At 60.9% G+C, this 12,374-nt stretch carries 10 protein-coding genes; 3 read left to right on the forward strand and 7 right to left on the reverse strand.

Features of this window, described 5'->3' with window-relative positions:
• The first annotated feature begins 411 nt into the window (after positions 1–411).
• Positions 412–1,836 carry an aldehyde dehydrogenase family protein gene (locus H7C86_RS35580; protein WP_007732506.1) on the forward strand — a complete coding sequence of 475 codons (1,425 nt, stop codon included), beginning with the start codon at positions 412–414 and terminating at the stop codon, positions 1,834–1,836.
• A gap of 63 nt (positions 1,837–1,899) precedes the next feature.
• Here the strand turns inward: H7C86_RS35580 and H7C86_RS35585 are convergent, their stop codons facing one another.
• From H7C86_RS35585 to H7C86_RS35615, 7 genes are read right to left on the reverse strand one after another with little or no spacing between them, the layout of a single operon-like run.
• On the reverse strand, positions 1,900–2,661 hold the full coding sequence (locus H7C86_RS35585; protein WP_182263379.1) for an HpcH/HpaI aldolase/citrate lyase family protein: 762 nt from the start codon (positions 2,659–2,661) through the stop codon (positions 1,900–1,902).
• Between the two features lie 34 nt (positions 2,662–2,695).
• A complete protein-coding gene (locus H7C86_RS35590) occupies positions 2,696–3,655 on the reverse strand; it encodes an aldo/keto reductase (protein ID WP_021334655.1) in 960 nt (319 codons plus the stop codon).
• A complete protein-coding gene (locus H7C86_RS35595) occupies positions 3,655–4,521 on the reverse strand; it encodes a dipeptide/oligopeptide/nickel ABC transporter ATP-binding protein (protein ID WP_182263380.1) in 867 nt (288 codons plus the stop codon). Before H7C86_RS35595 ends, H7C86_RS35590 begins: the two co-directional genes overlap by 1 nt.
• A complete protein-coding gene (locus H7C86_RS35600) occupies positions 4,518–5,351 on the reverse strand; it encodes an ABC transporter ATP-binding protein (protein ID WP_053062092.1) in 834 nt (277 codons plus the stop codon). The genes H7C86_RS35595 and H7C86_RS35600 overlap by 4 nt, the downstream gene beginning before the upstream one ends.
• A 3-nt stretch (positions 5,352–5,354) precedes the next feature.
• Entirely contained in the window at positions 5,355–6,302 is a 948-nt protein-coding gene (locus H7C86_RS35605; protein WP_019746660.1) for an ABC transporter permease, read from the reverse strand.
• Positions 6,302–7,306 (reverse strand): ABC transporter permease, encoded by a 1,005-nt coding sequence (locus H7C86_RS35610; RefSeq protein ID WP_007732496.1) that lies wholly within the window; start codon positions 7,304–7,306, stop codon positions 6,302–6,304. Before H7C86_RS35610 ends, H7C86_RS35605 begins: the two co-directional genes overlap by 1 nt.
• Before the next feature lie 4 nt (positions 7,307–7,310).
• Positions 7,311–8,888 (reverse strand): ABC transporter substrate-binding protein, encoded by a 1,578-nt coding sequence (locus H7C86_RS35615; protein ID WP_182263381.1) that lies wholly within the window; start codon positions 8,886–8,888, stop codon positions 7,311–7,313.
• A 212-nt stretch (positions 8,889–9,100) separates the two neighbouring features.
• On the opposite strand from H7C86_RS35615, the gene pdxA reads away from it, so the two are divergent.
• Both pdxA and H7C86_RS35625 read left to right on the forward strand, forming a co-directional pair.
• On the forward strand, positions 9,101–11,341 hold the full coding sequence (gene pdxA, locus H7C86_RS35620) for a 4-hydroxythreonine-4-phosphate dehydrogenase PdxA (protein ID WP_182263382.1): 2,241 nt from the start codon (positions 9,101–9,103) through the stop codon (positions 11,339–11,341).
• 28 nt (positions 11,342–11,369) lie between these two features.
• A complete protein-coding gene (locus tag H7C86_RS35625; protein ID WP_003941419.1) occupies positions 11,370–12,137 on the forward strand; it encodes a DeoR/GlpR family DNA-binding transcription regulator in 768 nt (255 codons plus the stop codon).
• Positions 12,138–12,374 lie beyond the last annotated feature (237 nt).

The raw sequence follows: 12,374 nt of genomic DNA on the forward strand, positions 1-12,374 counted from the left end.
TGAGAAGCCCCCCAACCAGTGATGGTTGGGGGGCTTTCTCGTACCCAAAACACCCAACCAAAACACCCCCCGAAAGCACCCCCGCCGGCACCCCCGACTTCGAGCGAACGGTACTTTCGTCGCCTCAGATCGACCGAACGTACCGTTCGCACGATCAAGGGGCGGGCACGCCGCCGCCTGACCACCCCGTCCGGGATCGAGCGAACGACACTCTCACCCTCTTCAGCGAGGGGAACGATACGTTCACACGATCCGCGAAAAGCCTGCGCTCACCACAGGTCTCGTCAGTCGAACGCCAATCGCGATACCAACCCGCCACGGAACCCGTCGAGCGTGGCTAGGCTCGGAAGAGGTGCCCCGTGTGATCGGGCCCACCTCACCTGTGCACGCGTGATGACTACGGAGGCTTCGATGACCGATATTCTCGACCGCACCAAAATCTATGTTGATGGCGCCTGGATCGAATCCACTGGCAGCGGTCGGATCGACGTTCTCAATCCGGCTACCGAAGAGCTGATAGGAACTGTCGCCGAAGGCACTGTCGAAGATGTCGACGCGGCCGCGAAGGCAGCACGAAAGGCGTTCCCTGCCTGGTCTGCACTATCCGGCGGTGAGCGCGCCGAATATCTTTCCAAGGCCGCGGCGATAATTGCCGAACGCACCGATGATCTTGCGGCGCTTGTTTCGCAGGATATGGGAATGCCGATCGGATTCGCGAAGCCCGTACAAATCGGAATGCCGCTCGCGAATTTGAATGCATTTGCCGAATTGGCTCGCACTTATGATTTCGACGCTCACGAGGTCGGGAATTCGCTGATTGTTCGCGAACCTGCGGGTGTTGTCGGCGCCATCACTCCCTGGAACTTCCCGCTCCACCAAGTTGTCTTGAAGGTCGGCGGTGCGCTCGCCGCGGGCTGCACCGTGGTTCTCAAGCCCACCGAGGTTGCGCCACTCATCACGTACGCTCTCGCTGACATCTTCGACGAAATTGGTTTGCCTGCAGGTGTATTCAACCTGGTGAGTGGCTACGGCCCGGTAGTGGGCGAAGCCATCGCCGGCCACCCTGAGGTCGACATGGTCTCCTTCACCGGATCGACTCGTGCAGGCAAGCGAGTGGCCATCGTTGCCGCGGACACCATCAAGAAGGTCTCGCTCGAGCTGGGCGGCAAGTCGGCGAATGTCATTCTCGACGACGCCGATCTCGAAAAGGCTGTCACGGATGGCGTCGCAAAGTGCTTCATCAATTCGGGCCAGACCTGTTCGGCGCTGACGCGTATGTTGGTTCCCGCGGAGAAGGTGGATGAGGCAGCGGCAATTGCTGCTGCAGTCGCCGCTCATTTCCCGGTAGGTGATCCGACTCAGCCGACTTCGGTGCTTGGTCCTCTGGTGAACGCGAATCAGCTGGGACGCGTTCGCGGATACATCGAGAAAGGTGTGTCGGAAGGTGCCACCGCGGTTGTCGACGGTCGCGAAACCGGTCTGGCCAGTGGATATTTCGTCGGGCCGACGGTGTTCGCGAACGTGACCGAAGACATGACCATTGCGCGCGAGGAGATCTTCGGACCGGTCCTCTCGATCATGGGTTACAAAGACGAGGCCGACGCAGTGCGGATCGCCAACGGCACCGAGTACGGACTGGCCGGTGGCGTTTGGTCAGGTGACCCCGATCGCGCGGATCGCGTCGCCCGGCAACTGCGGGCCGGGCAGGTCGAGGTGAACGGCGGCGCCTTCAACACGAATGCTCCGTTCGGTGGGTACAAGCAGTCGGGCGTCGGGCGCGAGGCCGGCACGTTCGGGCTCGAAGAGTTCCTCGAGATCAAGGCGATTCAGCGATAGTTTGTTCGAGAATGGCGATGCTCCCGTACCAAGTGCGGGAGCATCGCCATTTTTGTACCCGGATCAGGACTTGGCGGCATCCAAATGCTGAGCCGAGATGTTCGCCAGATGTGTCAGGTCCGAGGCCACGGTCGCGAACGTGTAGCCCTCCCCGAGCCGTTGTGCCGCAACCTGACCGGAAGGTGTGTGGATTCCCGCAGCGACTCCGCTGACGGCGGCAGCTTCGCGCACCCTGGTGAGCGCTGCTTCGAATTCCTCGGTGACGTCCGGATCGTTGGAGTGCTTACCACCGACGGCGATTCGTAGGTCGGACGGCCCGACGTACACGCCGTCCAAACCGGGCACTGTGCAGATCTCTTCGACGTTCGCCAGACCCTGTGGGGTCTCGATCATCGCAAATACAACGGTGTCGCGGTTCGCGTCGGCGGGAACTGGGCCGATACGGAGTTGCGAGCGCATGGGTCCGTAGGAGCGGATGCCGAAAGGCGGATACTTGGCGGCTGCCACGGCGGCCGCTGCCTCTTCGGCGTTGTTGATCAGCGGAACGATGACGCCCACAGCGCCCGCGTCGAGTGCACGGCCGATGGGCGTCGGATTGTTTGCCTCGACGCGCACCATCCCGACAGTGGACGGTGACGAGTCGATGGCGGTGAGCCCGGCGACCATCCCCGAATAGCCGATCAGGCCGTGCTGCATGTCGAGGGCAATGTAGTCCCAGCCGACGTGCGCAATCCATTCGGTCGAGACCGGACTGTCGATGACGGACCAGTATCCGAGAATGCGTTCGCGTCCTCGGATACGTGCGGCGAATTCCTGTGCTGACATAGTGAAGAACTCTTCCTGATGAAGGTCGGGTGTTTCAGCGGTTGTAGTTGGGCATGGGGCCTCGTAGGGCGGCACCGACGAGGTCACACTCTTCGACGGTCGAGGCGTCGAGTGGACCTCGCCCGATGGCCGCGATATTGGATTCGAGGTGCGTAACTTTGGATCCTCCGAGGAGCAGCGATCCGGCGACGGGCTTGCTGACCAGCCAGCGCAACGCAAGCTCGGTCAGGGAGATGCCCGACTGTTCCGCGATCGCCGTCAGTTGTGCAATGGCGTCGAAGATCTGTGTGTTCCAGTATCGCTCCTTGTACATCGACGCAAGACGGGAGTCGCCGAATCGGCCGTCGACGGGGTTTTCCTCGAAGGTGTGGCGCCCGGTGAGCAGGCCCCCACCGAGTGGGTTGTAGACCATGGTGGTCAGTCCGGTCACGTCCGCGAATTCTGCGTATTCTTCTTCGATGCGACGCGCGAGCAAGTTGTAGAGCTGTTGTGCGACGATCGGTCGCGGAGCACCGACTGTGTCTGCGGTGTAGTTGATTTCACTTATTTGCCACGCGGCAAAGTTGGATACGCCGAGTGTGCGGATCTTGCCCTCGGCAACCAGTTCCGCGACGGTGGTAAGAGTTTCGGTCAGCGTGACGGTTCGGTCCGGCTGATGGAGATAGAACAGGTCGACGTAGTCCGAGTCGAGTCTGCGCAGACTTCCTTCGATGCTTGCTCGGAGTCCCTTTGCCGAGAGTGGGCTGTTGTCACCGGCATCGGGGTGTGGCATTCCTGCTTTGGTGGCCAGAGTGACGGAATCGCGTCGGCCGTGGAGCAGTTTTGCCAGCATGCGCTCGGACTCGCCGCCCGCATAGCCGTTCGCCGTGTCGATGTGTGAGATACCGGCGCCTAGTGCTGCGTCGAGCATCGATCCGGCACCCGATATGTCGACCGTATCTCCGAAGGTCATAGTGCCGAGCACCAGTTTCGGAAGCTCGAGTGGGGCGGTCATCAGGCAACTCCTCGTGATTCGGTCTGCTTGGCTAGCAAGTTCTTGGACAGGGCTGCCACCACGTGGCGTGGTTTGATGCCGACCATGGTGGTGGGATCGAGAGCAGCGCCACGTAGTGCGCGGGTGTACGGCTCGTGCGGACTGGCGAGAACTGTGTCTGTGGAACTGGATTCGACGATGGTTCCTTTCGACATCACGACTACGGTCTCGCTGATTTCTCGGACGACGCCCAAGTTGTGTGAGATGAAAACGTACGTCAGACCGGTGTCGGCCTGAATTTCACGTAGGAGCGCGAGTACCTGCGCTTGCACCGAAACGTCGAGAGCACTGGTTGCTTCGTCGCAGACCAGGATCTCGGGTCCGCTGGCAAGTGCACGGGCAATTCCGATGCGCTGACGTTGGCCACCGGAGAACTCCGCCGGACGCCGGTGTAGTGCCGAGCTGGGCAGGCCAACGCGATCGACGAGTTCTGCTGCTGCCTTGGCGCGTTCAGACTTGCTCCGAACACCTTTGAGGCGCAGTGGTTCTCCGATGATGTCCTCGGCAGTCAGATGGGGGTCCAGCGATCCGTACGGATCTTGGAACACCATTTGAACGCGAGAGCGGAAGGGGCGCAGTGACTTCTCCGACATCTGCGCGATGTCATTGCCGTCGACGAGAATGCGTCCACTGGTCGGTGTGAGGAGTCGGACGATAGATCGAGCGATTGTCGACTTGCCACATCCGGATTCGCCGACGATGGCCAGGGTCTTGCCCTTTTCCACCGAGAAGCTCACAGCATCCACGGCTCGGAAAACTCCGTCGGGAACCGGATACTCGACAACGAGATCTTCGACGGCGAGAAGTGGCGTTTCGTGGGGGTTCATGCCGAGGCTCCGATCTGTGTTGAACGGGCGGGGTCGCCATCCCAAGGCCCCAGGTGCGGTATGGCGTCGAGAAGCTTTTGTGTGTAGGCGCTTTGCGGTGAGTCGACGAGAACGTCGGCGTTACCGGTCTCGACAAAACGTCCGTCCTTCATCACGTAGATGCGATCGGATACGAGTCGGGCGACTCCGAGGTCGTGGGTGATGACGAGCATTCCGATCCCGGTGCGCTCCTGCAATTCGAGCAATAGATCCAGAATCCCGGCCTGAACGGTGACGTCCAATGCGCTGGTGGGTTCGTCGGCCACGATCAGTTCGGGGCCGGCAGCAAGAGCTCCGGCGATGAGGACGCGCTGCAGCATTCCACCCGACAGTTGATGCGGGTACTTGTCGAGTTGCTGATCCGGATACGGAATGCGTACCTGCTCGAGCAGTTGCACTGCCCGCTCGATTTGTTGCTTCTTCGCGGTCACACCGCTGTGGCGCACTGCTTCTCGAAGTTGGCTGCCGATGGTGTGGACGGGACTCAGAGCCGTCATCGGGTCCTGGGGGATGAGGGCGATGTGCTTTCCACGAATATCGTTCAAGATCTTCGTGTTTCCGAGAATGTCCTGGCCTTTGAACACAGCTTTCCCGGAAAGAACGGCAAGATCGTCCGGAAGCAGCCCGAGGATTCCCATGGCCGTGGTCGACTTTCCGGAGCCGGATTCACCGATGATGGTGACGGTTTCACCGGCGTCGATGCAGAAGGACACCCCGTCGACGGCTCGGATGACGCCATTCGCCGTGACAAGTTCGATCTGGAGGTCGTCGACCCGTAGTAGATTGCCCATGTCTCACGCCTTTGCTTTCTGGGCGTTGCCACGCCCGAACAGGCTTGCGCCCAGTCGTTTCGAACCTGCAGGACGATCGCGCAGGCCGTCGCCGAGTAGGTTCACTCCGACGACCAGTAGCACGATCATCAGACCTGTCAACGTGACGATCCACCATGACGTGGTGATGTAGTCCTGGCCGTCGGCGATGATTCGTCCCCACGTTGCGAACGGACGTTGCGGTCCGGCGCCGAGGTAACTCAACGAACTTTCCAGCAGTACGGCCTGCGCGAGCAGCAGCAGGACGACGAGCGAGGCCTGCTTGACGATGTTCGGAATGACGTGACGGAGCAGAATTGCCATGCGAGTAAGTCCGAGGACTCGAGCTGCAGCTACGTAAGGCTTTTCGCGTTCGACGAGTACCAATGAGCGAGTCAACCGTGCGACCTCGGGCCACTGCGCGATCGCGATGACAAACGTGATGACGGGAATGGACGGACCGAACAGCGCAACGACGAGAAGCAGCATCATCAGCAGAGGCAGAGAAAGCTGTGCTTCGAGTAGGCGGGAGATGACGGTGTCGACCCAGCCGCCGAAGTACCCCGCGGCGGATCCGGCGACTATGCCGATGACCCCGGAGACGATCACGGCGAGAATACCGATCGTCAGAGACACCTGGCCGCCGTGCAGGATCCGTGAGAGGAGATCTCGTCCCAACTGATCGGTGCCGAACAGATGGCCGTCGGTGAGGGGCGGTAGCCGTCGACTGCTCAGGTTGGTCTGGTTCGGATCTGCAAGGGGGAGTAGTCCCGCCAATGCAACAGGAAGAATCACAAGGAGCGCGCAGATCGAGCCGGCCCAGATCTTGACTCGGCTGTCTCGCTTACGGCGCGTGGCTCCGGCGCGTGCGAAGTCTGCCTCGGTGACCGCGCTGGCGCGTGGAGTTGTTGGAGGTTCCAAGACGGTAGTCATCAGTTGGCGCCCTTTCCGAGTCGCACGCGTGGATCCAGGAGGGGGTAGAGGAGGTCCACTGCCAGTTGCACGAGCACGGCGAGAACCGCAGTGACAAGCACGGTGGCCTGGATGAGCGGGTAGTCGCGAGTCTCGAGTGCACGGACCACCAGCGAGCCGACACCAGGCCAGGCGAACACGACTTCGACCACCACGACGCCGTTCAGCATTCCGGCAAATCTGGTGCCCAGCGCGGTGACGATCGGAATCGCAGAATTACGCATCGCATATCGCCAGGTGAGTTCGCGTTCGGATACTCCGCGAGAACGTGCGACCGTGATGTACGGAGAAGCGAAGGCCGAGACCATTTCGCGTCGAACCATCCGGGAGATCAACGCGATCTGAAGGATGGCGATGGTGACGGTAGGCAGGATCAACGACGGCCATGTGGTGAAACCGGCTGCCGGGAGTACTGGGATCAAGACCGCGAAGATCGTCACCAGCATCAGGCCGCTCCAGAACTCCGGCATGGACTGCCCGCCGACGGCTACGACGTTCGCACCGAGTTCGCGTCGGGTGTCCGCGTGACGGGCCATCCACACGCCCAGCGGAATCGAGAGCACGGCGGTCAACAGAATGGAGCTGACGGCAAGGGTGATGGTGTACGGGAGACGGCCGAGGACAACGTCCATGGCCGGCGCCTGGAACGAGTACGACGTGCCGAGATTCAGATGGACGAGGTCCCACAGGTAGATCAGGTATTGAGAGAACACCGACTTGTCCAAGCCCATGTCAGCACGGATTTGTGCTAGATCCTCCGTGCTGGCCAGCGGTCCGGCCAAGGCGTAGGCAGGATCGCCGGGAGCCATTCGGATCAGGACGAACACTGTTGTGAGCGTGAGGAAGATCGTCAAGGCACTCTGTGCCAAGCGTTTGAGCACGTATTTGACGGTCGGGTTGATCCTTGTGCGCCGACGCGGAGAGATTCCGAGAGCGGTTTGCGGTTTCGGAGCGGTGAGAGTCATCGCCTCAGGCCTCCAATCGGACGGCGCCGAGGTCGTAGGAGTTGATCGGGGTCAGTGAAACATTTTGTACACGAGTGCGTTTCGCAAGGAGTGCGTTGGGTACGAAGCTCCACAGGCAAGGCCAGGTGTTCCAGATGTCTTGTTGTGCGGCGTCGAGTAGAGCGGCGCGCTTGGTCGGGTCTGGTTCACTGGATGCGGCTTGGATCTTCGCGGTGATTTCGGGGAGGACGTACCCGTGATAGGTGTCGCGAGTTGCTTCCTTCTCCGCTGTGCCGGCGTACATCCCCTGCAACGTGGTCAGTGCAAGTCCGGTCTGGTTGCCGTAGCCGTTGCCCAGCACATCCCAGTCGCCGGTCTTGCCCTGGCGCCAGGACGAGATGTCACCGCCCGGTTCGAACTGCTGGAGTTTGACGCGTACTCCCACGGCCTTCATCATTTCGAGTACCGATTCCATCACCGAGACGTCGTTGGTGAACTCTCCGGTTTCCCAGATGAAGGTGAGTTCGAGGTCGTCGGCGCCTTCGGCCTCGAGCATCTGCCGCGCTTTCCGTGGATCATATTGGTAAGTACCGGTTTTCACGGCTCCGTCCAAGGTCGACGGTGCGGGGCCGGTGGCCGGGACTGCGGATCCGATCAGCACGTCCCGAGCGAGTGACTCACCGTCGATGGCATACGTGAGAGCTTCTCGGACACGCGGATTGGACAGTGGGTGATCGGCGGGCTTGCGGAAGTTGAAGAACAGTTGGTTGATGCGTGTGCTCGGCACTGTGTCCACCTGGACACCAGGCAGGTCGGCGAGTTGTTCGGCGGAATCGGGACTGATCGAGTCGATGACGTCGACCTCGCCGCTCCGAAGTGCGACGACGCGGCCGGCCTCTTCGGGAATGAAGCGGACCTGAACACGACGAACGCCAGGGGCCGGGCCCCAGTAGTTGTCATTGGCGACAAGTGTGTAATCGCCGGTGCCCCGGTTCGATTCGCTGACGACGAACGGTCCAGACCCGATTCCGCTCTGCAGTTCGTTGGGTTCGTTGGCAGCGGCCGGGGTGATCAAGATGTTGGACATGAGCGAGTCCAGAACCGGCACCGGGGAATTCGTCCGAAGGATGAAGGTGCGATCGTCGATGGGCACGACCGTCGGCCACTCGGGGAACTGCGGTGCGACAAACGATCCGCTGACCTGCTGGTACATCTGCATTGCCGTCGTGACGTCGTCGATCAGCACAGGTGTGCCGTCGGAGTAACGGATGCCCTCGCGGAGTCGAACCGTCCACTCGGTCGGGCCGGTCGATTCGAACCTGTCAGCGAGAACGAGTTGCGGTGTCAGATTGTCGCCGATCCGGGTGAGACCTTGTCTGACGCCACGTTGAGCCGTGACTGCTGCGTCGAATTGATTGAGTTTGTTGTCGAGGCTGACGAGCGAACGGTTGAGCCCGAGCACCAGGGTGTCCTGGGTCGGCTTCCCGGTAGGGCCGGCGCACGCGGCAGTCGTGCCCAGAAGCGTTGCGCCACCGATCAGCCCGGTGAACTGCAGAAAGGATCGCCGGGAGAGCTGTGGTGTTCGCAAACGAGTATTGGTCATCGGTGACCTTTCGATCCTGACGGGGCAGCGTGGGGGCGACGCTCCGAGCGGACTGTTGGTGAACAATCGCGTCGGGCTCTCGCTTGTAACTCAGCTCACAATGGCACTGTTGCGCACTTCGCGCAAGTCCCGTAACTTCGATTGCGTACTTCGCGCATCGGTTGCGATGCTGTGCATACTCGATTCAGACCGAAAGGGGGTCGAGGAATTCGATGAAACCACTGGTAATCATCGCTGATGATCTTTCCGGAGCCGCGGAGTCGGCCGCAGGATTTCTGCTCCGCAGTTCGGGCATATCGCTTCGACTCGGCCCGGGTGCGCCCGACGGATCAGAAGTGACGGTTTTCGATCTGCACTCACGGCGATCCGACCCCGCCAGAGCCTCTCGTGACGTGAGATCAGTTCTGCAATCGTCTGACGGCTCCGAGATCGTCAAGAAGATCGATTCCCTGCTCAGGGGCAACATAGCGGCGGAGGTTGGAGAACTCTCCCGCGACGGATCCCCGGTCATCGTCGCCGCCGGACTGCCCAGGCAAGGGCGCACGGTGCAAGGCGGGGTGGTGTTGGTCGATGGGGTTGCGTTGCACGCCACCGACCTGTGGCGCGCGGAGTCGAAGCCGGCTCCTCGGTCGATTGCGGAGGCGCTCGGCTCGTCGGCAATTACTTCTGGCGTATCGCTGGACGACATACGCTCCGGGCGGTTGAGCCAGGTTCTTGCGTCGATCTCAGAAGCCGGGTCGGTGGCGATCTGCGACGTCGAGACCGACAGTGATCTGGAACTGATTGTGGCTGCAGCACAGGATGTTCGGGGTTCTCGACTGGTAGGAACATCGGCGCTCGCAACGGCAGTGGCACGACGACGAACCGTGCAGTCACCCGTCGTGCGTCCATCTCTTCGTGATTCTCGATCTACTTTGGTGGTTGTGGGGACGGCGGATGCGTCTGCCGGGGACCAAGTGGCATTGCTTCGGGATTCAGGGGCGCACCATATCGAAGTGAACAGTGCTGAACTCCTGGCGCATTCGGTCGATCCGCTTCCGATTCTGAACGCACTGGATCGCGGAAACGTCGTGGTTTCGGTAAGTGGACCTGTCGTGCCTGCAGAATCCGTCCATCTCGTTTCGGCTCTCGCCGATCTGATCGCTGCCGTCGATGCAGGATTCTCCCACAGCGAGAACCCGATCGACTTGGTTCTTACCGGTGGCGAAACCGCGCGCAGCGTTCTCGACCGCCTGCGGATCGACACTCTGTCACCGATTTACGAAATTGAACACGGCGCCGTACTTTCCGTCGACCGCACCGGACGGTACATCGTCACGCGGCCAGGCAGTTTCGGGAATGCACACAGTCTTTTCTCTATAACGAAGTTTCTCGCGCGCCCCATCCCGGTCGACGCTCCGGACAGTCCACCTTCAGACAACGAGGTCAATCCCATGTCAATCGAATCCACTCCACTGCCGCTGATTGCTGTCACGATGGGCGACGGCGCCGGCGTCGGACCGGAAGTGATCGTCCCCGCACTCCTCGACGCCGAAACGAGAAAGCGTTGCCGCCCTGTTGTTGTCGGCGACGCGAAGCGTTTGCGATTGGCTGCCACGGTGCTCGGAATAGACGTCGACGTGGTCGCGATCGAGGAGATCAAGGATGCTGAATTCATCGATGGACGGATCAACGTCATCGACCTGGACTTGCTACCCGAGGATCTCGCCTGGGGTGAACTGTCGGCAGTCGCGGGGGATGCGGCCTATCAATATATCCGCGTCGCAAGCGAACTCGCCGTACGCGGTGAAGTCCAGTCGATCTGCACGGCGCCGCTGAACAAGGAAGCGCTGCATGCGGCAGGACACATCTATCCCGGACACACGGAATTGCTTGCGCACCTGACCGGTACCGAGGAGGTGTCGATGATGTTGTCGACCCCCAAGCTCAAGGTGATTCACGTGACCACTCACATCGGACTGCTCGATGCAGTTGCCAGGATCGAGCCCGGCCTGGTCGAGAGGACCATTCGTCGAGGTCACGAAGCTTTGGTGCGCACGGGCAATCCATCTCCGAAAATCGGCGTGTGCGGGATCAACCCGCATGCGGGGGAGAACGGGCTTTTCGGGTACGGAGAGGAAGAGCAGAAGATCATTCCCGCCGTTGAACTCTTGAAGGCAGAAGGAATCGACGTCCACGGCCCACTGCCGGCGGACACGGCATTCTTCCTCGCTGGACGTGGGGACTACGACTTGATCGTTGCGATGTACCACGATCAGGGGCACGGCCCGGTCAAGGTTCTCGGGATCGAGGCCGGCGTCAACATCACCGTCGGGTTACCTGTCATCCGTACCTCCGTCGATCACGGAACCGCTTTCGATATTGCAGGTAAGGGCATCGCCGAGGCCGGTAGTATGGTCGAAGCGCTGCGGCAGGCGGCCGAATTGGCAACCAGCACATTCGTTTCCAAGTAAGCACCAGGGTTTGTAGGGGGGAGGAGCGATGGCCATTCGGGAGTCGGAGGCGAGGCGATCGGAGATTGCGAGGCTCGCTCGCACCAGCGGTCTGGCCAGTGTCGAGGATCTGTCTGCCCAATTCGGGGTGACTGCATCTACGATCCGTCGCGACCTGAGTCAGTTGACTGCCCAGGGAGTAATTGCTCGAACGTACGGCGGGGCGATTGCTCTCAACCCTCATCCGGAATCCTCCTTGCGTCAACGCGCAATGGAGGGATTCGACGCCAAACGGGGCATCGCCGAATGGGCTGCTGAGCAGGTCCGGCCCGGAGAAACCGTGCTCCTTGATGCAGGTACCACCGTCGGAGCGATGGGAGAGTTCTTACGTCACGTGACGAATTTGACGGTGATCGCTGCAGGGCTGACGGCGCTCGAGGCGTTAGCCGACGCTGATGGTGTTCGAGTCGAATGTCTCGGCGGGACGCTGAGGCAGCTCAGTCAAGGGTTCGTCGGGCCACTGGCGGAAGCGTCGCTGCAGAGGGTGTCGTTTGACAAGGCATTCCTCGGTGCCGATGCAGTTACCGCTGACCTGGGTATTTGTGAAGCTGAGCTCGATCAGACCCGGCTCAAGGAAATGATGATCGAACGTGCCGGCGAGGTCTACATACTCGCCCACTCCGCCAAGCTCGGTGAACGTCCTTTCCATGCGTGGGCGCCGATACCGCCGGGGGCCGTGCTGGTTACCGATGCTGCAGTAGACGCAAAGCAAGTCGCGTTGTTCGAGGATGCAGGTATCCGAGTCCAAGTGGTGTGAGTTCCCGCAGCGTGCCGATCCGGCCACGGTGTCCGGCGTCACATGATGTCCGAATTGGTGAAAATCGACTGAAACGGGCAATCTTGCTGGGGAAATGGATACCTCCGAGTCTCTGACCTGTGGATTTGGCAAAGACTTCGGCGGACGCGTAACTTATTCCAAGTCAGAGCGACACGGACACCGACTCCCGCCTTCACGGCGAGTGACACGAGGTTGTACGAAGTGCCTGACCAAATT

Origin of the sequence: Rhodococcus sp. UFZ-B548, from assembly GCF_903819475.1 — a bacterium.
Taxonomy (GTDB): domain Bacteria; phylum Actinomycetota; class Actinomycetes; order Mycobacteriales; family Mycobacteriaceae; genus Rhodococcus_F; species Rhodococcus_F erythropolis.

Bases quoted from the DNA above. Each gene is read 5' to 3' on its own strand.
- H7C86_RS35600 (WP_053062092.1), bottom strand. From the start codon at position 5,351: ATGGGCAATCTACTACGGGTCGACGACCTCCAGATCGAACTTGTCACG.
- H7C86_RS35610 (WP_007732496.1), bottom strand. From the start codon at position 7,306: ATGACTCTCACCGCTCCGAAACCGCAAACCGCTCTCGGAATCTCTCCG.
- H7C86_RS35585 (WP_182263379.1), bottom strand. From the start codon at position 2,661: ATGTCAGCACAGGAATTCGCCGCACGTATCCGAGGACGCGAACGCATT.
- H7C86_RS35605 (WP_019746660.1), bottom strand. From the start codon at position 6,302: ATGACTACCGTCTTGGAACCTCCAACAACTCCACGCGCCAGCGCGGTC.
- H7C86_RS35595 (WP_182263380.1), bottom strand. From the start codon at position 4,521: ATGAACCCCCACGAAACGCCACTTCTCGCCGTCGAAGATCTCGTTGTC.
- pdxA (WP_182263382.1), top strand. From the start codon at position 9,101: ATGAAACCACTGGTAATCATCGCTGATGATCTTTCCGGAGCCGCGGAG.
- H7C86_RS35625 (WP_003941419.1), top strand. From the start codon at position 11,370: ATGGCCATTCGGGAGTCGGAGGCGAGGCGATCGGAGATTGCGAGGCTC.
- H7C86_RS35580 (WP_007732506.1), top strand. From the start codon at position 412: ATGACCGATATTCTCGACCGCACCAAAATCTATGTTGATGGCGCCTGG.
- H7C86_RS35590 (WP_021334655.1), bottom strand. From the start codon at position 3,655: ATGACCGCCCCACTCGAGCTTCCGAAACTGGTGCTCGGCACTATGACC.
- H7C86_RS35615 (WP_182263381.1), bottom strand. From the start codon at position 8,888: ATGACCAATACTCGTTTGCGAACACCACAGCTCTCCCGGCGATCCTTT.